24 protein-coding genes, 1 rRNA gene and 1 riboswitch are annotated in these 21,131 nt (G+C 44.3%); of the genes, 23 read left to right on the plus strand and 2 right to left on the minus strand.

Annotated features, from left to right (window positions below):
- Together rrf and MH215_RS26950 are read left to right on the plus strand one after the other, a co-directional pair.
- A 5S ribosomal RNA gene (gene rrf / locus MH215_RS29370) occupies positions 1-80 on the plus strand; the annotation flags it as partial.
- Between the two features lie 215 nt (positions 81-295).
- Positions 296-733: a hypothetical protein gene (locus MH215_RS26950; protein WP_239294048.1), complete on the plus strand. Its 438-nt coding sequence runs from the start codon at positions 296-298 to the stop codon at positions 731-733.
- Between the two features lie 712 nt (positions 734-1,445).
- On the opposite strand, the gene MH215_RS26955 is transcribed toward MH215_RS26950, so the two are convergent.
- Positions 1,446-1,970 carry a hypothetical protein gene (locus tag MH215_RS26955; protein WP_239294049.1) on the minus strand — a complete coding sequence of 175 codons (525 nt, stop codon included), beginning with the start codon at positions 1,968-1,970 and terminating at the stop codon, positions 1,446-1,448.
- 498 nt (positions 1,971-2,468) lie between these two features.
- On the opposite strand from MH215_RS26955, the gene MH215_RS26960 reads away from it, so the two are divergent.
- The 13 genes from MH215_RS26960 (at position 2,469) to rsmI (ending at position 12,325) form a co-directional block, all read left to right on the plus strand.
- Positions 2,469-2,654, plus strand: coding sequence for a sigma factor G inhibitor Gin (locus MH215_RS26960; RefSeq protein ID WP_056697365.1), 186 nt, complete (start codon positions 2,469-2,471; stop codon positions 2,652-2,654).
- Positions 2,633-2,953 (plus strand): hypothetical protein, encoded by a 321-nt coding sequence (locus tag MH215_RS26965; protein ID WP_239294050.1) that lies wholly within the window; start codon positions 2,633-2,635, stop codon positions 2,951-2,953. Before MH215_RS26960 ends, MH215_RS26965 begins: the two co-directional genes overlap by 22 nt.
- A 3-nt stretch (positions 2,954-2,956) precedes the next feature.
- Positions 2,957-4,786, plus strand: a complete 1,830-nt coding sequence (locus MH215_RS26970; protein ID WP_239294051.1) for an aminotransferase class I/II-fold pyridoxal phosphate-dependent enzyme — start codon at positions 2,957-2,959, stop codon at positions 4,784-4,786.
- A 120-nt stretch (positions 4,787-4,906) separates the two neighbouring features.
- Positions 4,907-5,248 carry a CidA/LrgA family protein gene (locus MH215_RS26975; RefSeq protein WP_239294052.1) on the plus strand — a complete coding sequence of 114 codons (342 nt, stop codon included), beginning with the start codon at positions 4,907-4,909 and terminating at the stop codon, positions 5,246-5,248.
- Complete coding sequence (locus MH215_RS26980; protein ID WP_239294053.1) at positions 5,224-5,913, plus strand: LrgB family protein; 690 nt, start codon at positions 5,224-5,226, stop codon at positions 5,911-5,913. The genes MH215_RS26975 and MH215_RS26980 overlap by 25 nt, the downstream gene beginning before the upstream one ends.
- A gap of 492 nt (positions 5,914-6,405) precedes the next feature.
- Positions 6,406-7,053: a dTMP kinase gene (gene tmk / locus MH215_RS26985; protein WP_239294054.1), complete on the plus strand. Its 648-nt coding sequence runs from the start codon at positions 6,406-6,408 to the stop codon at positions 7,051-7,053.
- Positions 7,054-7,113: 60 nt separating this feature from the next.
- Complete coding sequence (locus MH215_RS26990; protein WP_056697375.1) at positions 7,114-7,443, plus strand: cyclic-di-AMP receptor; 330 nt, start codon at positions 7,114-7,116, stop codon at positions 7,441-7,443.
- Between the two features lie 379 nt (positions 7,444-7,822).
- Positions 7,823-8,266 (plus strand): YaaR family protein, encoded by a 444-nt coding sequence (locus tag MH215_RS26995; RefSeq protein WP_239294055.1) that lies wholly within the window; start codon positions 7,823-7,825, stop codon positions 8,264-8,266.
- 9 nt (positions 8,267-8,275) lie between these two features.
- Positions 8,276-9,247, plus strand: a complete 972-nt coding sequence (holB, locus tag MH215_RS27000; RefSeq protein WP_145053163.1) for a DNA polymerase III subunit delta' — start codon at positions 8,276-8,278, stop codon at positions 9,245-9,247.
- A 116-nt stretch (positions 9,248-9,363) separates the two neighbouring features.
- The gene (locus MH215_RS27005; RefSeq protein WP_239294056.1) at positions 9,364-10,164 is read left to right on the plus strand and encodes a PSP1 domain-containing protein; all 801 of its coding nucleotides are present in this window, start codon (positions 9,364-9,366) and stop codon (positions 10,162-10,164) included.
- 28 nt (positions 10,165-10,192) lie between these two features.
- Entirely contained in the window at positions 10,193-10,561 is a 369-nt protein-coding gene (gene yabA, locus MH215_RS27010; RefSeq protein WP_056697385.1) for a DNA replication initiation control protein YabA, read from the plus strand.
- Between the two features lie 102 nt (positions 10,562-10,663).
- Positions 10,664-11,443, plus strand: coding sequence for a tRNA1(Val) (adenine(37)-N6)-methyltransferase (locus MH215_RS27015; protein WP_239294057.1), 780 nt, complete (start codon positions 10,664-10,666; stop codon positions 11,441-11,443).
- A complete protein-coding gene (rsmI, locus tag MH215_RS27020; RefSeq protein ID WP_239294058.1) occupies positions 11,444-12,325 on the plus strand; it encodes a 16S rRNA (cytidine(1402)-2'-O)-methyltransferase in 882 nt (293 codons plus the stop codon).
- A gap of 319 nt (positions 12,326-12,644) precedes the next feature.
- Here rsmI and MH215_RS27025 read toward each other — a convergent pair whose 3' ends face one another.
- Positions 12,645-12,899, minus strand: a complete 255-nt coding sequence (locus MH215_RS27025; RefSeq protein WP_024633700.1) for an AbrB/MazE/SpoVT family DNA-binding domain-containing protein — start codon at positions 12,897-12,899, stop codon at positions 12,645-12,647.
- A gap of 321 nt (positions 12,900-13,220) precedes the next feature.
- Here MH215_RS27025 and MH215_RS27030 point away from each other — a divergent pair, with 321 nt between their 5' ends.
- The 8 genes from MH215_RS27030 (at position 13,221) to MH215_RS27065 (ending at position 21,100) form a co-directional block, all read left to right on the plus strand.
- Positions 13,221-14,498 (plus strand): HD domain-containing protein, encoded by a 1,278-nt coding sequence (locus MH215_RS27030; protein ID WP_239294059.1) that lies wholly within the window; start codon positions 13,221-13,223, stop codon positions 14,496-14,498.
- A gap of 367 nt (positions 14,499-14,865) precedes the next feature.
- Positions 14,866-15,636, plus strand: a complete 771-nt coding sequence (locus MH215_RS27035; protein ID WP_200956163.1) for a TatD family hydrolase — start codon at positions 14,866-14,868, stop codon at positions 15,634-15,636.
- A gap of 240 nt (positions 15,637-15,876) precedes the next feature.
- Positions 15,877-16,130, plus strand: a riboswitch (cyclic di-AMP (ydaO/yuaA leader).
- Between the two features lie 272 nt (positions 16,131-16,402).
- On the plus strand, positions 16,403-17,602 hold the full coding sequence (locus tag MH215_RS27040) for a 3D domain-containing protein (RefSeq protein ID WP_056697393.1): 1,200 nt from the start codon (positions 16,403-16,405) through the stop codon (positions 17,600-17,602).
- A 157-nt stretch (positions 17,603-17,759) separates the two neighbouring features.
- Positions 17,760-18,305: a ribonuclease M5 gene (gene rnmV / locus MH215_RS27045; RefSeq protein WP_128099756.1), complete on the plus strand. Its 546-nt coding sequence runs from the start codon at positions 17,760-17,762 to the stop codon at positions 18,303-18,305.
- A gap of 5 nt (positions 18,306-18,310) precedes the next feature.
- Positions 18,311-19,213: a 16S rRNA (adenine(1518)-N(6)/adenine(1519)-N(6))-dimethyltransferase RsmA gene (gene rsmA, locus MH215_RS27050; RefSeq protein ID WP_056697397.1), complete on the plus strand. Its 903-nt coding sequence runs from the start codon at positions 18,311-18,313 to the stop codon at positions 19,211-19,213.
- Between the two features lie 148 nt (positions 19,214-19,361).
- Positions 19,362-20,258, plus strand: coding sequence for a sporulation peptidase YabG (gene yabG / locus MH215_RS27055; RefSeq protein WP_239294060.1), 897 nt, complete (start codon positions 19,362-19,364; stop codon positions 20,256-20,258).
- Between the two features lie 153 nt (positions 20,259-20,411).
- Positions 20,412-20,687, plus strand: a complete 276-nt coding sequence (veg, locus tag MH215_RS27060) for a biofilm formation stimulator Veg (RefSeq protein ID WP_056697400.1) — start codon at positions 20,412-20,414, stop codon at positions 20,685-20,687.
- A 236-nt stretch (positions 20,688-20,923) separates the two neighbouring features.
- Entirely contained in the window at positions 20,924-21,100 is a 177-nt protein-coding gene (locus MH215_RS27065; RefSeq protein WP_056697402.1) for a small, acid-soluble spore protein, alpha/beta type, read from the plus strand.
- The last annotated feature ends 31 nt before the right edge of the window (positions 21,101-21,131 follow it).

Below are 21,131 nucleotides of genomic sequence, written 5' to 3' on the forward strand. Positions count from 1 at the left end.
TCCCGAACACGACCGTTAAGCCCTCTAGCGCCGATGGTACTTGGACCGCAGGGTCCTGGGAGAGTAGGACGCCGCCAAGCAAAGAACCACTGCCGATGTTATTCGGTGGTGGTTTTTATTTGTTTATTGCTCTTTTCTGAAAATATGATATCGTTTTGACATTTTCTAACGAAAAGAAGGTAACAGTTTTGTTACGGAAAGAAAGCTCAAAACCAGTATAATAGGACTATGTTAATTATGCTAAAAGTACCTCAACACAGAGCTGGAATGTGCAGCTGTGAAAAGGAGGGTGTGTGTGTTAAGTCGGCGAAGACTCGGACTATGTTCATTTCTAATGATCTGCATGTTGGTTATACTAACCGCTTGCGGTGAAACAGGAGTCGCATGGACTTCTTATGAAGGAGCGGTTAATGAGAAAGGATTCCCCGTTCCCAAGGTAGCCAATAAATCTGACCAATCTGAAGGTAATTCGGATATGGATTATGTACGATATACATTGTCTGGTATCAGTGAAAGCACAAGCTTGCCTGAAGTATATCTAAACGAAATCAAAAATTGGGGCTGGACAGAGGAGCAAGCTAAGCGTAATTCCAATACCTCAAGCTCCCTACGTGTATTTGCTAAAGAGGGACATATCGTACAGTTAGCTGTGCATGATGGATTCTTTACGCTAATGGTTCCAAAGAATGATACAGCCCAAACGACTGTGAAATCATTGGATGACGAGGACTAGCGATGTCCGTGCATGATCATGAAGTAGTTTAGATTGATGAAATCAAGCCTATATATAAAAGCGCTCGTTACATTGACGAGTGCTTTTTTGTTTGGAAGTAGTGGACTTTATTTAATGCGAGAGGATACACTTGAGAGTTTAATATTAAAGAACCTTAAGATTGGACAAGTAAGCCCAATGACGTTTAACAATTTTCTCAAGACTAAGGTAGCTAAAAGGGAAATAAGCGCAGATGGAGTAGGGCGAAGACAGAAGCATTAAGGTAATCATATTCCCGATATGAAGGGCATAGAGAGAAACAGAGAAGGCAAGGTGCAGAAGCTGTATAAGATACGGTTGGGATCTGTGTGAAGCCCAGGCATAAGGGGCATAAGATTTGACGTCATCTCTATCTTCCTCCGGTTTGTTACTGGCAGTAGCAGTCACCTTAGGTTGAGGGGAGAGTGAGCTATAGAGGCAGGAAGATACGGGACATTATCTAAACTAATTGGTGGGGATAACTCTGATGGCTTGTACCCAACGTGTGGATAAAGGAGTATTTAAGCGAAAGGAAAAAAGGTTATCCACAGTGGATAACCTTTTTTATGTTGGTCGATTACTTATCTTGAATATGGAGTGATTCAATTTTAAATTAGGGTAGTAGATAAGCGACAATAGTGAAAACAATATGTAGTACTTAAAATTGATCTCAATCTGCATGAGACCGGATTCATTATTGAAGATAATAAGAGACATCTTGATTAGTCAATTTAATCAGACCATCTTTGCGTTCTCTGGAAAGAAACAGAATTACATATAAGCGAGGTACAAGCAGCCAGGTATGCCAGAATATTAACGCAAACGTAAAGGATAGCGGTGACCAGATCAGACATACTGTGATGATGCATAGGCCAATCCAGCAAATATTAAGATGTACGCGAACAAACATACGGTAGCTGAAATGCTGGTCAGGAATATACCCAAGCCAAGGCATACGGAGGCTCCAGCGCCAGCGTTTGGTATAAGAGCTACGCACTAGAAGGAGTATCGTCCTGGCGATGACATAGTGAATCCAAATTGTAATGGGGCCTGCTAGTACAAAAGATAACAGACCCATCCAGGAGAATGCGAGTAAGTTAAAGAAAAGCATGATAATAGGCAAGCAGAGATAGCTGTAGATGACACTACGAGCGATGACCTTTTTTTTCAGAAGCCGGTATTGATAGAATGTAGCTTTATTCTCCGGTTCAGCGACCATACGTGGACAAATCCTCCTTCAGGGATCACGTTAATGTGCAAAGATGCTTCAATCTAGTTGTGGTGTGAATCCTTATGCTTATATGAACCTTGTAAGTCATGGTGGGATGATGTACAAGATGTTTAACCTTATTGAGTCTAGAATCAATTATACTCCCGATGAGACAGACTGTCAGTTTCCAATGGTGATGTATTATATATCGGCTGAAAATACAAGATTTTTTAAGGTAATAGAATATTAGTTTTGGAGCGCATCCTAAAAGGTGATATTTAACGTTTAAAACATAAGCACGTAGACTGCCTAATCCAGCCCTAAGATCGTAGAACATGCATGAATAGACGCTTTTTAAAATGATGGTGATGTTTATTATAGGTACAGACACCCAAGAGGGGGGAAGTGAATATATATATTTTGTAAAAGAAATGCACTATGAAAAGGTTTAAAATAATAGAAACTGTGCAATACTGATAGTAAACGTAAAACAAGGTGGGATGGTTGATGGAAGAACACACCGAACACACATGTATCATATGCGAGCAACGTAAACGAGACGGCATTTTTATTGTATCCGAATTTATATGTGATACTTGTGAAGCTGAGATGGTTCATACCGATGCGCAGGATGCGAAGTACAATTATTTTGTCCATCAGATGAAGCAAATATGGGTGCAAAAGAACGCTTAAAGAAAACAAAACAATATATAGGTGTAGGTATGATCGAGACCCCGGGAGGGTCTTTTTTCTGTGTATTCAAGGGTATGAGTGAGAAAGAGGGGAAATCATCTCATGAGTGCGGTAAAAAGGGATATGCTAAAATGGAGATTGAGTTAAGAAATCAATTGAGTTCAACGGATAGAGGATCATTGGTGGAGAGCTTCGTAGATCATATAGGAAGAGTTATGGAGTCAGTGTTATTTTTAATCTTAAAAGAAAGATGGATTAGCACTAGATTTATTAAAATACTGAGCGTATGGGAAGGTTAAGATATGAAATTGAAATCACATCGTGCACCGCTTTATGAAGCATTACTTGCGTATCGGGACTCTGGACAACGATCATTTCATGTACCCGGACACAAAAATGGACAAGTATATCGAGCTGTATTGCAAAAGGAAGAAAACGCACATTCTGATGATAAAGTTGCAAAGCTTAATAAGAGTCATTTAGGGAGAGAGCCCTTAGAGCAATCACAACTACATATAGTAGAGGGAGAGCATGTAAGTACCGGTGATAGACAGGTGCCTTTACAAGATACTACTCTATGGGAAGAGAAGGATCAGGAGGGGCAGCCCCAATTCAATATTGTACCCACGAGAGCATTCCTAGAGATGATGCGTATGGATGTGACAGAAATCTCGGGTACGGATGATTTGCATCATCCTGAGGGAGTTATTTTGGAGGCGCAGCAGTTGGCAGCGGATTGTTATGGTGCTGAGGAAAGTTTCTTTTTGGTCGGGGGGAGCACGGCTGGCAATCTATCGTTACTCTTAACCGTGTGTGATGAGCCGGAAAGTATCGTACTGGTACAACGTAATGTACACAAGTCCGTTATTCATGGGCTGATGCTCGCCGGTGCCAAGGCTGTATTCCTAGAGCCTTGGGTTGATCCTACGTCTGGACTTGCCGTTATGCCGTCTGTTCAGACGGTGCAAGCAGCTGTCCAGGTATATCCCGAAGCAAAGGGACTACTTGTCACTTTGCCTAACTATTATGGGATGGGCGCTGATCTAACGCCTATAGCCCGTATTTGCCACGAGGCCGGTATGCCGTTGCTCGTGGATGAAGCGCATGGCGCGCATTATGGGCAGCATCCGGAGCTGCCTGCATCTGCACTGTCCTGCGGAGCGGACGGTGTAGTGCAGTCTACGCATAAGATGCTGTCTGCCTTCACCATGGGAGCCATGCTGCATGTTCAGGGAACACGGATTAACCGTTCCCTGCTGCGTCAGCGACTGGCCATGGTGCAGAGCTCAAGCCCATCATACCCGGTGATGGCTTCGCTCGATCTTGCGCGCCGGCTCCTGCATGTGCAGGGCGCGCAGACTTTCACGGCGGGGCTCGCCGCCGTGAGCACCTTCAAGCGCGGCCTCGCGGAGCTGCCGCGCTTTCGATTGCTGCAGCCTGCGGCGCTGCAGCAGCAAGAGCTGTCAGCCGAGGTGGAACCGGCTGACCAAACCTTCCGTGCATCTGCTGCACAGCCAGAGCAGATGCACGGACAATCGGCGGCAGAGCTGGGCCACGCCGCCGCAGGATACACCGCTCAGGATCCATTCAAGGCCGTCATTTATGACGGATTAGGAATACTGAGCGGTTATGGCTTGCAGCAGCAGCTTGAAGCGCGCGGCTGCATACCCGAGATGAGCGACGAACGATACGTCGTCTTGCTCTTCAGTTTGGGCTCTACAGAGGAGGATGCCCAGCAGGTGTTACAGGCTTTGCAGGACATCAGCTTGGCTCCTACTGAGAGACGTATACTTTCTCCTGAGGAATCAGGGGAACATATGAGAGAAGAGAAGCATTACATTTCCACGTGGAACAATTTTCAAGAAAAGGTAACCTACTCAGAGCCGATCCCATTTTCACTCCAGCCCATTAGAGAAGAGCACACAATAGAAGTACCTATTAATGAATGTGCTGGGCGCTATTCTGCAGAGATGGTTATTCCATACCCTCCAGGTATTCCTCTCATATATCCTGGGGAGCGTATAAGCCCCACAATACTTGCACGTATACAGCTTCTGCGGGATGAGGGAGCTAAGTTCCATGGCGTAACCGATGCTTCTCTGCAAACGATGAAGGTAATGAAGAACCAATAGAGAGAGTTATTTATTTTCAATAGAGAGAAAGAAGGTACATCGTTGGGTATTCCGCTAAAAAAATATACAGGAATAGTCCTACAAGTCATATATATGTATGGCTTCTATTGGATAGGAAACATGATTCAAACCATACTGAATCTACCGCTTACGGGTAGCATCATAGGGATGTTAGTATTGTTCATTGTTATTCAACTAGGCTGGATCAAAATAAGCTGGGGTGAAGAAGGCTCGTCTTGGCTTCAGTCCAATCTGCAATTGTTATTTGTGCCACCAACTGTCGGTATTATTAATCATTTCGATTTCTTCCGAGCCAATACCATCTTACTTGTCCTTGGCCTAATTGTAAGTACACTAATTACTTGTCTGTTATCTGCCTTAACCAGTCATTGGATTATGGCTTGGAGGGAGAAGCATCAACAGAAGGAGGAACTCTCGTGTCATCAATCCTCCTTGGATTAGGAATGATTATATTGACGGTTGTGATGTATGTGGGAGCGACATATATGTATCGCCGATTCAAATGGCCTATTGTTATGCCTGTTCTAACGACAACGGCTGTCATTGTTCTAATTTTGGTTATCACAGATATCCCGTTAGATACGTACATGCTTGGGGGGCAATGGATTCAGGAACTGCTCGGCCCTGCTGTTGTTTCCTTGGCGTTTCTCTTATCCAAACATATCCATGTGTTAAAAAAGAATATCCTTCCCGTTATAGGTGGCACCATTATAGGTAGCGTTACAGGCATGTTTACAGGTGCATCGGTGGCAATTGTGCTAGGATACCCGAAAGAGATGGTCATCGCCATTTTGCCCAAATCGGTAACTACACCTGTTGCTATTCAGCTTGCTGATCAGGTTGGAGGAAATGCCTCTTTTACTTCACTGTTTGTGATGATCGCGGGTTTCTCCGGTATATTACTGGGTCCCATGCTGCTAAGGTGGGCAAAAATAAAGAGCAGCCATGCCTATGGGGTTGGTCTAGGTTCAGCATCTCATGCACTGGGAATGGCTAGATCTTTCGAGTATGGGGAGAATGCTGTGGCATTAAGCTCTGTTTCGATGATTATGAGTGCGATTATTGGATCAATGATGCTTCCGCTCTGGGTATGGGTGCTGTATTAGAGGCATCTCAGCGTCGAGTATGGGATTCAGCCAAAATAAGTGGATAGTTACGAAGTTTGTTTTCTTCGCAAACAATGAGTTGCTCACGTAGTTTGGTCTACGCTCCGCTACTCCATTTCTAGCTTCATCCCATCTTCTCGGTACTGAAAACCGTCCTTTTTGAACATGATTATAAGGGAATTGCTGACCATCAGCCATTGATCATGTATAGTAATATAAATAGAAGCTTGTACAAAAGTAGACAGTGAGGCTTCTGGGTGCATGGTCATACACCTTCAAGCAGGCTACTTCATAGTCTGGAGTATGTAGCCCAGTGTAAGACATGATAAATTCAGCTATGTGAATTTAACTAACGGCAATCTGGATGAGTTTTTATTATCAGAGATCAGTCGTAGAAGTTATGTAGCTGAACTTACACAGAGCATATTCATTACACAGTACTCACGATCACACATTTAGACGCAATAATCGATATAGAAAGCAGGGAAGCATATGCAGGGCAGAGGTAAATTCATTACGCTGGAAGGGGGAGAGGGTTCCGGAAAAACAACGATGATCAGCAGGTTAGGTTCTTACTTGGAAGAACAGGGTATACCATTGCTAGTTACTCGTGAGCCTGGTGGGATTGAGATTGCTGAGAAAATACGTTCCATCATCCTTGACCCTCTTCATACGTCAATGGATTCACGAACCGAAGCACTGCTCTATGCGGCTGCTCGTAGTCAGCATCTGGCAGAGAAAGTGGAGCCAGCACTGAAGGCAGGTAAGATGGTAGTCTGTGACCGGTTTGTTGACAGCAGTCTGGCTTACCAAGGATATGCTCGTGGACTTGGCATGGAATCCGTGTGGTCTATTAATAAGTTTGCGATCGGTGACCTAATGCCAGATGTGACGCTGTATCTGGATATTGAACCTGAAGAAGGGCTTGCCCGGATCAATGCTCATAATGGACGTGAAGTAAACCGTCTAGACTTGGAAAGTTTAGAGTTTCATCGAAAAGTACGTGAGGGTTATTTTCTTCTAAAGGAACAATTCCCAGATCGGATTCAAATTATTGATGCTTCCCGCAAGCCAGATGAGGTTGCTGCTTCAATGATTTTGTCGCTTAAGGCAGGGATTTTGAAGGATTTTGACGAGTAATTGTCTAATATATAAACATGGCATTTATGAAGTGCTTATTATTGAAGGAGGTTATGCAGGATGAAACTAATTGTTGCGATTATACAGGATAAAGACAGCAACCGATTATCCAGCGCCCTGGTCAAAGCGAATTATAGAGCTACGAAGCTGGCCAGTACCGGTGGGTTTTTGAAGGCAGGCAACACGACGTTTATGATCGGTGTCGATGATGGTCAGGTCGAATCCGTAATGAACGTCATTCGCAGCAGTTGTAAGGTTCGTGAACAGCTCGTAACGCCAGTTACGCCAATGAGTGGAACAACCGACTCTTACCTGCCGCTACCTGTTGAAGTTCAAGTCGGGGGAGCAACCGTGTTTGTTCTGCCAGTTGATCGTTTTGAGCACTTTTAAGAGGAATTAAGCGTAATCTCTAATACGCCTTGGATGAATCATGCCTCAAGGCATAATAGAGAAAAGTTACGTCTTTCTTAAGATCAACAATCGACATTCTTTGTCCAAGAAAAATAATCCATAATAGTGCATGTTCAAAAGCTTTTTGAACAACCTCAACTATATAGGACGGCTCTTCTTGGACGAAGGCTGACTATTCTAGAAATGAATAAATTGCACATGATGGTGAATTTTCTCTACCATTATATATAGAGGTTTATACAGCTCATAATAAAGGCTAATTTCACGCACAGGCGCAATGCGCACTGTGCTGATGGGCGATTGCCCTACAGAGGACGTATTTTGATAACACGTATTATAATAGAAAGCGGGCGTATCCATGAAAATCAATCCTGGGTTCCGGCCAATGCAGAGCGGTATCAGTTCTTCTGATTCTAGCTCTAAGCCGGTTCAATCCAAAAACTTCTCTGATATGATGAATCACCAGGGTGAACGAGCGTCACAGGCTGAATTGAACCGTAGATTAAGTGAGATTCAAATGCAGGGTGACCGCTTGTCTCGATCCATGACGATCCGCGAACTCAAAGCTTATAAGCAGCTCGTAAAGCGGTTTTTAGAGGAAACGGTTCGTCGCGGTGTCTCTATGAAAGAAACTCGGGGATGGGATCGCAGAGGACGGGGTAAACGGTATAAATTGATTGATGAAGTCGATGCAGCCCTGTTAATAATGGCAGATGAGCTGCTTGAGACTGAGGATGGAAAAATTACACTGCTTCAACAAGTCGGTGAAATTCGGGGAATGCTTATTAATTTAAGCTTCTGAGGAGGAAGTATGTCTTTTCAACAAATTATGGGTCAGCAGGCAGCGAAGCAGATGTTACAGAGCAGCTTAAGGCGTGAGGCGGTCAGCCATGCATATTTGTTCAGCGGGCCATCTGGCAGCGGGCAATTGCAGACAGCGATTACGTTTGCCAAGGCGATATTCTGTACAGAGCTAGAGGACGATGCCTGCGGTCAATGTTTAGAATGTCGAAAGGTAGAGCATGGCAATCATCCTGATCTAACTATGCTTGCTCCAGATGGAAACAACATCAAAATTGATCAAATTCGGGATTTACAGCGCATTTTCTCTTATCGTTCAGAGGCTGGACATCCTAAAGTGTACATTATAGAGCAGGCTGAAAAAATGACGGTTCAAGCGGCTAATAGTTTGCTGAAGTTTCTGGAAGAGCCTCAGGTACCTGCAGTAGGTATCCTGATTACCGATAACGGGCAGGCAATGCTACCAACCATTCGTTCACGTGCGCAACTCGTTCCATTTAACGCGCTCAATCCGGAAGAAATGCTTCAAATATTGATTTCGGAAGGACACCCAGCTAATCTAGCTCGTTCTGCAGTCCATTTAGCGTCAGGTTTGGAAGCATGTAGAGAAATTCTCCAGCAGAATTGGTTTGCAGAAATTAGAAACGTAATGTTACAATTAGGGAAGGAGTCCCTGGGTAGAGGAAGTACATCGTTGATCTCTGCACAGCAGAAGCTTTTCAAAACCGGACTCTCAGAACATCTGGATATGATGCTTAGTCTATTCCATTTATGGTTTAGAGATATGCTCTATATTCAGTACGGTAGGCATGAACATATCGTTTTTATAGATCAGTTGGACATGCTGTCTCAATTGGCCAGAACCCGGAGTACAGATCAGTGGGTCTCCTATATGGATTCGGCCGCGGCATGTAGAAAAAAATTGCGTTTCAATGTCAATGGCCAGCTTTGTCTGGAGCAATTTTTGATCGGTTTGGCATAAGACTGGGAGAGGACAGGTTTGTTCCAATCATATGCAAACGGTTATAACTTCGGGGGGTTCCTTAAGAAGATAGGGCTTCAGACGAAGTGGGATTGGCTTACAAGGGGGTTAATTTTTTGTATAGTGTAGTGGGTGTCCGTTTCAAAAAAGCGGGCAAAATTTATTACTTCGATCCCCTGGACCTTCCCATTGAGAAAGAAAACTGCGTTATCGTGGAGACAGCGCGGGGGGTAGAGTACGGTAAGGTTGTAGTTGGTAAGAAGGAAGTAGGCGAGTCCGATGTGGTATTGCCGCTGAAGAAAGTCATCCGCGTAGCAGGTGAGACAGATGCTCGTGTGGTAGACGAGAACAAGCGTGCAGCCAAAGAAGCATTCGGTACTTGTTTAAATAAAATCAAAGACCATGCTCTCAAAATGAAGCTGGTCGATGTGGAATTTACGTTTGATCGCAATAAAATTATTTTTTATTTTACAGCTGAAGGAAGAGTTGATTTCCGAGAGCTGGTCAAGGATCTAGCAAGCATTTTTCGAACGCGGATTGAGCTTCGTCAGATTGGAGTTCGAGATGAGGCGAAAATGCTTGGAGGAATCGGACCTTGCGGCCGTGTATTATGTTGTTCTTCCTGGCTGGGAGACTTTGAGCCGGTATCAATTAAGATGGCTAAAGATCAGAGCCTGTCACTGAATCCGACGAAAATTTCCGGGTTGTGCGGAAGACTCATGTGCTGTCTGAAGTTTGAGCATGATAACTATGAAAGTGTGAGAGAAGAACTTCCGGCTGTAGGCAAGTTGGTCGTCACCTCAATGGGTGAAGGAAAAGTTGTTGGGATCAACGCCGGTAATCGCACAGTCCATGTTCAACTGTTCGACATCAGTAAAGTCAAAGAACTTCCGCTGGATGACGTCGTTATCAAGTAAACCATAAAGGTTGCTTCGGGGTGGAAACTTGGAAAAGAAAAATCTGTTTACGCACATTCATGAAATGGAAACTCAATTGGGTCAGTTGCACAGTGATTTAGGTGAGTTAAAAATGATTGTCAAAGAGCTGCTTGAGGATAATCAGCGGCTTACGATTGAGAATGAGCAGTTACGTAAACTGCTTAAGCGTGAAGCTCCAGCTGATCTGCCTGCTGCTTCTGCACTAGCTCCGATCGCAAGGCCCGCAGGGCCGGCTACCGGAGAAGATGTTGTAGGTGAAGGGTATGATAACTTAGCTCGGTTGTATCACGAAGGCTTCCATATCTGCAATGTCTATTATGGACATTTACGGACGGAAGGCGATTGTCTGTTCTGCCTGTCTTTTCTTAATAAATGAAGTGACCGTAGGGAAGATACCCTACGGTTTTTTTTAAGGTTAAAGCATTTTGAGGTTAAAGAATGTAACGAAGCATAGCTTACCGGAGGATGAGTGCATCATATGACAGAAAATTCAGTAATGTTACATGAGTCAGAGCGGATTGATGACTTGCTCTCTCACGATCTGAAGATTATTCAAAGTGACGAAGTGTTTAGCTTTTCCATGGATGCTGTGTTATTAGCGAGGTTTGCCTCTGTACCTAAACGTGGTCGGGTGCTTGATCTATGTACAGGTAACGGGGTCGTTCCGATTTTGTTAACGACACGCACACAGGCTAATTTGGAGGCGATTGAGATTCAGCCACGATTAGCAGATATGGCAAGACGTAGTGTGCAGCTCAATGGACTGGGCGAGTCGATCACCATTCGTGAAGGGGATTTGCGCGAGCTTGTCAAAGTGACCGGACATGCAGCTTACGATGCAATAACGGTTAATCCACCATACATGCCACTGAATGGTAGTGATCTGAAGATGAATACCCATCAGGCTATGGCACGCCACGAGGTCGGATGTACATTAGAAGAAGTAATTCAAGCATGTAGTAGACTGCTTCGCAATGGCGGAAAAGTTTCGATGGTTCATCGTCCTCAGCGTATTGCCGAGATCATTTCTCTCATGCGGGAATACAAACTGGAACCCAAGCGGATTCGAATGGTTCACCCTCGTTCACATCTGGAAGCAAATATGGTATTAATAGAAGCTTCTAAGGATGGAAAGCCAGAAGTACGGATGCTTCCACCACTCATTGTGTACAATGAAGAGGGAACCTACTGTGAGGAGATTATGGATATCTACTATGGCTCACAGCACAAACCACACCCCGTGGAAGGAGGGCTATAGATGACATTGAAAGTTCAGAAAAGCTATGTAGATTTATCGGAAGGCTCAGGAAATTTATATTTGGTTGGAACCCCAATTGGTAACTTGGATGATATGACCTTCAGAGCCATCAATACGTTGAAGCAGTGTGATATCATCGCGGCCGAGGATACTAGACAGACGAGAAAGCTCTTAACCCATTTTGATATTACACCTTCCATGCTGTTTAGTTACCATGAGCATAATAAGGCCGCAAGTGGACCTGAACTAATACGCTATATAATAGAAGGAAAAAATTTGGCACTCGTCAGTGATGCAGGTTTACCGGCTATTTCTGACCCAGGTTCTGACCTTGTGCAGCTCGCCATTGAAGCTGGAATTCGTGTTATTCCGATCCCAGGACCGAATGCAGCATTGTCTGCTTTGATCGTATCGGGATTACCGACAGAACGATTCACCTTTGGTGGTTTTCTGCCACGAGAGAAAAAGGATATGCGAAAAGTGTTGGAGGCTTTTGACGAATCAAACGGCACTTTGTTGTTTTATGAGTCACCTCATCGCATTCGTAAAACACTATCTCATTTGGAAGAGATCTTAGGCGATCGTCCGGTAGTTTTGGCTCGAGAATTGACTAAGCGCCATGAGGAGTTTGCAAGAGGTAGCATTCGAGAATGTATCGAATGGCTTGAAGAGCATCCACCGCTCGGAGAGTACTGTCTTCTGGTCGATGGAATCAAGGAGCATGAACGAAAAGCAGAACGTGAAGCATGGTGGCAACTGCTTTCGTTGGAAGAGCATGTAGCCCATTATGAGTCCGAGGGTCTAGGTCGTAAGGATGCGATGAAGAAAACGGCAACAGATCGAGGGTTAACGAAGAGAGACGTGTATAACGCTTTATTATAAATTCAACCCAATCTATGTACAGACTGACAAAACTAAACCTTAAAGCAACCTTAATTGGAAACTTAAAGAAATATTAAAATGAAGATGCGGTGGAAAATAATTAAATATGTATATAGCATTAACATTATACCTCTTTATATTGTCATATCGGATCCACCGCTTACTTCGCATTCGCCTCAGTGGCAAGACAAGTAGGCTTTTTTTGGGTAAAGGAACAAAAAAAGACCTTCCAACGGTGGGGTTCACACCGGGAAGGCAAGTAAGGAATATAAAAAGGTTAGAAATAACTATTGAATAAGTCCATTATACCTGATTTTTCTTATTTTGTCACAGGTGCAGGGATCTCGGAAATACATTCGTTACAAACGATTTTACCTTTGAAGTAAGTTACGTTCTCAGCATTACCACAGAAGATACAAGCTGGCTCGTATTTTTTCAACATGATGCGCTCACCATCAACATAGATCTCAAGAGCATCCTTTTCGCCAATACCCAACGTACGGCGCAATTCGATTGGAATAACTACCCGTCCCAGTTCGTCGACTTTTCTTACAATACCTGTTGATTTCATCATTATAATCAGTGCTCCTCTCAGCTACTTATCATTGTCATTATTCGACATTATTTTATGTTTTATGATACCCATCATACCAACGATTCCCAAAACAGTCAACCTTAAAATTAGCTTAAAATTAAGGCTGTTTTTGATAAAATTAAGATGGGTAAGGGATTGGAAGCTATTTTTCACATTTAAACACGAATGTCAGCTTTGTCGATTTGGAAAACATTATAACCCCTGTCTTCGACAGTATTCGACAAACAGTGTCGAATCGATGATGGATTTCGGGGCAGAAACGACAAAACAAATTAAAATAAATCAAAAGGAGTGACAATTATGGAACAGCGCTTAACGGAGGAAAAGGTATTCAAAGATCCCGTACATAATTATATCCATGTGCAAGACCCGATTATTTGGCAGTTGATCAATACCCCCGAATTTCAACGCCTGCGTCGTATTCGCCAACTAGGCACATCTTATCTAACATTTCATGGAGCAGAACACAGCCGTTTTTCACATTCGCTAGGTGTGTACGAGATTACACGTAAAATTATTTCACAATTTGAAAGAAGTCATTATTCGGATTGGCCGAAAGAGGAGAAGATTGTGGCTCTCTGTGCTGCCTTACTGCATGATTTGGGCCATGGCCCGTTCTCTCACTCAATTGAAGAAGCTTTTGATATGAATCATGAAGATTGGACTTGCCGCATCATTATGGGCGATACCGAGGTAGGGGCTATCTTAAGACGGTATGCGCCAGACTTTCCAGAGAAAATAGCATCGGTGATACAAAAAACGTACGAAAAACCTATTGTGGTCAATTTGGTTACAAGCCCGCTTGATGCTGATCGCATGGATTACTTACTCCGCGATGCATATTTCACAGGTGTTAACTATGGTACGATTGACCTTGATCGGATTTTGCGTATGCTCCGTCCATACCACGGACGAATTGTGGTCAAAGAGTCGGGTATGCATGCTGTTGAGGATTACTTGATGTCAAGGTACCAGATGTATTGGCAGATCTACTTCCATCCAGTTACCCGCAGTTCTGAGATTATATTGCGTCAAATTTTCAAACGAGCTAAAACGCTGGTGCAGCAGGGATTTAATTTCCGTTTCATGTTAGATCCTCTGCCGCAGTTGTTTGAAGGCGAACTTGCTGTTCATGAGTATCTGCAACTGGATGAGGCATTGATCCAAACGGCATTCATGCAATGGCGCAAAGAAGACGATGCTGTTCTAAGTGAGTTGTGCGAACGATTTATGGATCGCAGACTATATAAGTATGTAGAGGTTGAACAGATCGATGTAGAGACGATTGAAGAGATGCGTGAAGCTTTCGCCAAGGCAGGATTAAATCCTGAGTATGATCTTGAAATTGATTTTCCGACCGATCTTCCGTATGATGTGTTTCGTCCGAATGAATCGACGGATAAGCAGATCTTGTTGCTAGATCGGCAGGACCAGCTGCATGAGTTGTCAGAGGTTTCCGATATTGTCCGTTCAATCAGTGGCATTCATCGTGGAAAGCATCATTTATACTATCCGCAGAATAAGGTTGATACCATTCTTCATGAGCTGCCATCTCATTTGCGCCCCTACTTCTCATGATTGGGTGGTGCGGCTTTATGCCAAAGTAGCTATGCTAAAAAGCATTTCTAACCTGAGATGTTCTCATGATACAGTAATCTGCTTTAATGGAGAGGATATGTAGATCGACATAATTTTGTAATCTTAGGTTTTTTTATAAAATTATATATCCCTAAACAGATCTACATATAGAGTATGTTGTGAGCGATTCATCCCACATATTGTAGTTAGTTAGGGTCAAATGGATTGAAAAAACCTGTATAGGCTAATTTTATCCACCCTAAAAATTTACTTTTTTCAAATAAAATTAATCAGATATGGTTGCACATTGCATAAGCGTGAATAGACAGCCTATTTATTCTGATTCGACAGAAAGGGAGAACGAAACATGATGTTATTCGACACCCATACCCATCTAGATGCGCCCCAATTCGACGAGGATCGTGAAGCTATGATTCAAAGAGCTGTTGATGCAGGAATTAGCCGTATGATTAATGTCGGTTTTAACCGAGAAACGATCCCATCCACTATGAAATTAGCCGAGACATATGACTTTATTTACGCAGCTGTTGGGTGGCATCCCGTGGACGCGATTACGATGCAAGAGGGTGACTTGGAATGGATTGCATCTTTATGCAAGCATGAAAAAGTCGTTGCGATTGGCGAAATTGGTTTAGATTATCATTGGGATACATCACCAAAGGATGTGCAACAGCGTGTATTACGACAACAGATTGGACTAGCTCGTGAGTTGAACATGCCCATCGTCATTCATAATCGGGATGCGCATGAGGACATCGTGAAAATTTTGCGGGAAGAAAAGGCTGGGGACGTTGGCGGAGTAATGCACTCCTTCTCAGGTAGCTGGGAAACAGCGAAACAATGTCTAGATCTCGGGTTTCACCTCTCGTTCGGGGGGCCGATTACGTTCAAAAATGCGAAGCAACCCAAAGAGGTACTGGAGAAGGTTCCGATGGATCGATTCTTCCTTGAAACCGATGCTCCTTATTTGACTCCACATCCATTTCGCGGTAAACGAAATGAGACAGCGCATGTACGTCTGGTTGCAGAAGCAGCTGCGGAAATTAAAGGCATTTCGCTAGAGGAAATTGCCGCAATAACCACCAAAAATGCCATGGAACGATTTGGTATTCGTTAAAAACTAGAGCAAATGGGATGAAAAAGTGAGCTATGCGGAGGTAATTTGCTTTTTGATCCAAATAAATCAAGAATATTACAATATTTTAACCAAATATTTAGAAAAACGTACTTGAACAACGCTTTACAACATGCATCGAAACAGGATATCATCTTTTCAGTGAATTGTTGTGCGGAAAATTGGACAGATGTTCGGGGGATGAACAAAGGGACACTTTCCGATGAACAACATTACTTTCATGAATCGATCTCGCTGAGTCTCCGTTATCGGAGAGCGGGGGAACCAATAGGGCTTAAACATCGGTGAATATAGCCGGTGCGCATCGTTCGCTGACCCAAAAGCAGCGGAATGATCTGCGAAGCACTATTTGATTTCTTCTTTGGGTCTCGGGGTGAATTCAAGGGCATCCGCCATGAGCGGGTGACCGGAGATAGGGCGGCTCTCTTTCGCCCGAACCCGACAGCTAACCTCGCAAGCGGAAAAAGAGAGGCAACCTCGTGCATGAATTTCCGATATTCAAAATCATTCGGAAGCCACGAAAGAGTCCTCTTACACTCTTTCTTTGGCTTTTTTTGTTTTTGAATAAAAGAAATACTGTCATCATACGGTAAGTATTCAGGAGGATGACATCATGTTGCGAAGATTGATTCATGGTGCAGAACCGGCTAGGTTGATCTAATCCTTGTTCTGTAGAAAATCAGGTATAGTCGCGTCAAAGACATCATGCATTACTCTAGACGGCGAGGCTATGAAGGAGGACGGAGAAGTGGGCACATTCCAAACAGAAGAGACCCATGAGTCACGATCATCCAGTAAGTCTTTCGCGTTACGGTGGAAGCATGAGAACATGCGTCAAATGGCATTGATCGCGATATTCTCAATTGCGCTTACAATCATGATCTTGTTAGTCGTATATGGTCAGGCCGGAAAACAAATTTCGCTGGTTATCGATGGCAAAGCTCAGGCAGTAGAGACTCGTACAGGAATGCTTCAAGAATTGTTAGAGGAGCAGTCAATCACAGTCAGCCCTCACGATCAGGTATCCATGCCCTTAAATGGGGCGATTGCAGATGGAGACCGCATCGTTATTGAGCGGGCCATTCCAGTAAATATTACGGCAGACGGAGACACCAAGACTCTGTATACAACCGATGCTTCGGTAGAAGAGGTCATTCAAAAGTCAGGTATTGAAATTGCAAGTAATGATAAAGTTTACCCTGCACTCGGAAGTTCAATCAAAGAGGATATGAAAATCCGTGTAGTGCGTGTAACAAAGCGTACAGTTGATGTGGAACAGCCCATCGCATTCAAAGTCATCAAAACGGCTGACCCAAGCTTGTACAAAGGTGATAACCGCGTCATCGTAAGTGGTAAAGAAGGTACACTCGTACAACACATTGAGAAAGTGTTCCAAGATGGAGAATTAGTCTCCAAAAAGATGGTTGGTAAGTCGGTTGCGACGAATCGTGTAGATAAAGTCATCGCTGTCGGAACCAAAGCTAAACCTGCACCTGTCGTGAAGGAGCCTGAGATCCAAACAGTATCGGCTAGCACTTCGAAGACAAAAACAGCAACAAAAACGGCATCATCGAACTCGGATAAACCCTCTGCCTCGGGCAGCAAAGTCATTACCGTTTCAGGTACTTCTTTTAAATATTCTAAAGTTCTCAAAAATGTGTCTATGACAGCATACTCTTCAGAAGAGCCTGGCATTGGCACCAAAACAGCCTCCGGTACTCGGGTAACAGAAGGTCGCACCATTGCGGTGGATCCGAAAGTCATTCCAATCGGCTGGTGGGTATACATTGAAGGTCTCGGTTTCCGTCGTGCTGAAGATACGGGCGGAGCTATCAAAGGTAATAAGATTGACGTATATTATGACAGTGTGAAGCATGCCATTAACTTCGGTCGCAAAAAAGGCAAGACGGTCTATGTGATCGGTCCGGTGAAGCCGGAAGCGAACTAAAATCGTTTTACTTTGAAATGGGAATGCTATAAAATATAAGGCATGAATGATTCATGCGGAATATGCGGCGGGAGGGTCTGAATTCAGTCTCGCCCGCCGTTTGCCAGAGAAGAGGGATATTCCTCTTCTTTTTGCGTTAGAAAGGAAGAATTGGAACATGATAAAAGAAGTGATCGTGGTTGAAGGCCGTGACGATACGGTGGCGATTCGACGCGCCGTTCAGGCGGATACCATTGAAACAGGCGGCTCAGCCATTAATCAGCGGATTCTGAAGCGTATTGCACTTGCTCAGGAGCGGAGAGGTGTCATTGTTCTGACCGACCCAGATCATGCTGGTGAGCGGATACGGAAAATCATCGCCAATAAGGTACCAGGTTGTAAGCACGCCTTCATTCCTGAGGCTGACGCAACGCGCAAAGGAGATATCGGAGTCGAGAACGCTTCGCCAGAAGCCATTCGCCATGCCCTAGCACGTGTGCATACGTCCTATGAGGGGGCACCGAGTCTGATTGATTGGGAGGACCTCATCGCTGCTGGACTCATTGTGCATCCACAGGCTGCCGCACGTCGTATGGAGATGGGGAACATACTCGGCATCGGATATTGTAATGGTAAGCAGTTCCACAAGCGGTTAAGTGTGTTTCAGATCACCCGAGAAGAATTCTCTGCCGCATTATCGCAAATCGAATGTGAAGGATTGTGAAGTAAATGAAGGGTATGGAAGAGACGTTGGAAATCGCAACACCCAAACGAACGAAAGAGATTATTCAGAAGCATGGATTTTCATTTAAGAAGAGTCTAGGACAGAACTTCCTAATTGATCAAAATATATTGAACAAGATTGTTAACGCTGCAGATTTGGACGAGTCCAAAGGTGCACTTGAGATTGGACCTGGAATTGGAGCACTAACGGAGCGGCTTGCTAGGGTTGCGGGCCCTGTAACGGCAGTAGAGATTGATCAGCGGCTCTTACCGATCTTAGGTGAAGTGATGGAGCCTTATCCCAATGTACGTGTTCATCATGGAGATGTATTGAAGCTGGATCTGGAGGAGTTATTCCGAACGGATTTTGGTCAAGTAGACAAAGTCAGCGTTGTTGCGAACTTGCCTTATTATGTGACAACACCAATCATGATGAAGCTACTGGAAGAAAAACTGCCCGTGGACAGCATCGTGGTCATGATTCAGAAGGAAGTAGCAGAACGAATGGCTTCCGCACCTGGCTCCAAGGAGTACGGTAGCTTAAGTATTGCCGTACAATACTACAGCGTCCCTGAGCTCGTCTGTGTTGTTCCACCGACCGTATTTATTCCTCAGCCTAATGTGGAATCGGCGGTTATTAAACTTAAGGTTCGGGAACAACCTCCAGTACAGGTTCCAGATGAAGCACACTTCTTCGAGGTGGTACAGGCTTCTTTTGCACAGCGTAGAAAGACCATTTCTAACAATCTGAAATCTCGCTTTTTCACAAAGGATAACCGGGAGCAGGCTGACCAATTATTGGAGCAAGCAGGCATTCAGCCATCTAGACGTGGTGAGACTCTTAGCTTGGAGGAGTATGCAACGTTAAGTACGGTGATGTGGGAAGCTGGAGTACGTGCAGCGCTATAGTCATTTTAGTATAGACAATGCATTTTTTTAGAATTGCCTTCTTGTGAACTGTCATTTGTTAAATCTTAGGTCTGCAAGGTAATGTAGTAAAATCGGATGAACCAATCCGGGTGCTAGCCCATACGATGGGTTAGAGGTGATTATGTTGATGAATATCGGAGACTTGGTCGTTCGGAAGTCATACGGAGGAGATGTGACTTTTCGGGTGGAAGGCCTTCAGGTGGACAGTGCTGTTATTAAAGGTACCGAGTTCCGGCTGCTCGCTGATTCCCCGGTGGATGATTTGATACAGGTTCCATATGAACCGCAGAGCGCTAAGACTCGACAGGCGCATGTTAAGGCTCACCAGACGCTCTCTCGTCTACAGCAGAATCGGATGGAACAGGCGGAGCGGAATAGAGAAGGATTGGGTCAGGAATGGACCCAACAGCAAGAACCTGCATATTTCGAAATGCCTGGCAAAGTGCTTCACCTGGACGGAGATCCAAACTATTTGAAAAAAAGTATGAATCTCTACGAACAGCTTCGCGTTCCAGCGGAGGGACAGTATGTACATGAGTCTGCTATGGCTGATACGTTGTATCATCTTTTACCCAAGGTTAGGCCGGACATTGTGGTTATTACAGGACATGATGGCGTGCTGAAGACTCGCCAGCCGTACGATCTGTATAGTCTGGGAAGCTATAAGAACTCTCAGAACTTCGTGGCAGCGATTCAGGTTGCAAGGCAGTACGAACGTCACCTGGATGCACTCACCATCGTCGCAGGGGCGTGTCAGTCTCATTTTGAGGCTCTGCTGCGAGCAGGGGCGAACTTCGCTAGTTCACCAGGCAGAATACTGATTCATGCGCTTGATCCGGTATATGTGGCAGCCAAAGCCTCCTTTACTTCAGTTAGAGATACGGTGAACATGAATGACATTCTGCATAATACGATTAGCGGAAGCCAAGGCGTGGGTGGCGTCGAAACGCGGGGCAGTTACCGTGTCGGATTACCTGGATTGAACGATTTATCTACGTTAAAAGTGAACCCGTCTGCGGTTTGAGTATGTACGAAGAAAGTCCCAGTTCGGGGCTTTTTTTATTTTCAAAAAAATTCATTGACAGAAACTTTTCGATGCTGATATAATAATTAGTTTTAGTTTGACATAGACTGTAAATTAAGGTATAATGGACAAGAAAAGAGGTGGTCGTCGACAATGGCTAAAAATACGCTGTTGGATATCAAACGCAATCTCGACGCTCATATAGGTCAGAAAATTATGTTGCGGGCTAATGGTGGCCGCCGTAAGACTATCGAGCGTACGGGTGTATTGGAAGAAACGTACCCTTCTGTTTTTATTGTTAAGCTTGATGAGGAACAAGAAACTTTCAAGCGAGTATCTTATAGTTATGCAGATATACTTACGGAGTCGGTGGAAGTCATGGTATTTGATCCAGGCAGCCAGACGCATAGTTCTTATATGGAGCCGTAAGCATCGTTTTACAAGCGATTCGCCCCACAAGGCGGATCGCTTTTTTATTTTCATAAAAGAGGAATCCCACCACTCCATCAATTTAGGAATGAGGTTTAGGTAGTTACGACATACTACATATACAGGTTCAAGTGATCCTAAGGATTGCTTCTTCACCAGCTTGAGCCTGTTCGTCCGTCATTTCTGCATTAACGAACTGGACTAATTGATGAGCTTAATCTAAGGGGGATGGTTGCATGAGCCGCAGAAGAAGAAGTGTGATGTCAGAGGAGCTTAAATACGAGCTGGCCAAAGACCTCGGTTTCTACGATACTGTTCAGCAAGAAGGCTGGGGCGGTATCAAAGCCAAAGATGCGGGCAACATGGTGAAGCGAGCGATCCAACTCGCTGAGCAGGCAGCACGCAAATCCTAATTTAAATTTCATCTGGTTTGGAGAGCGGGGC

The sequence above is a fragment of the Paenibacillus sp. ACRSA genome, from assembly GCF_022346845.1.
Lineage (GTDB): Bacteria > Bacillota > Bacilli > Paenibacillales > Paenibacillaceae > Paenibacillus.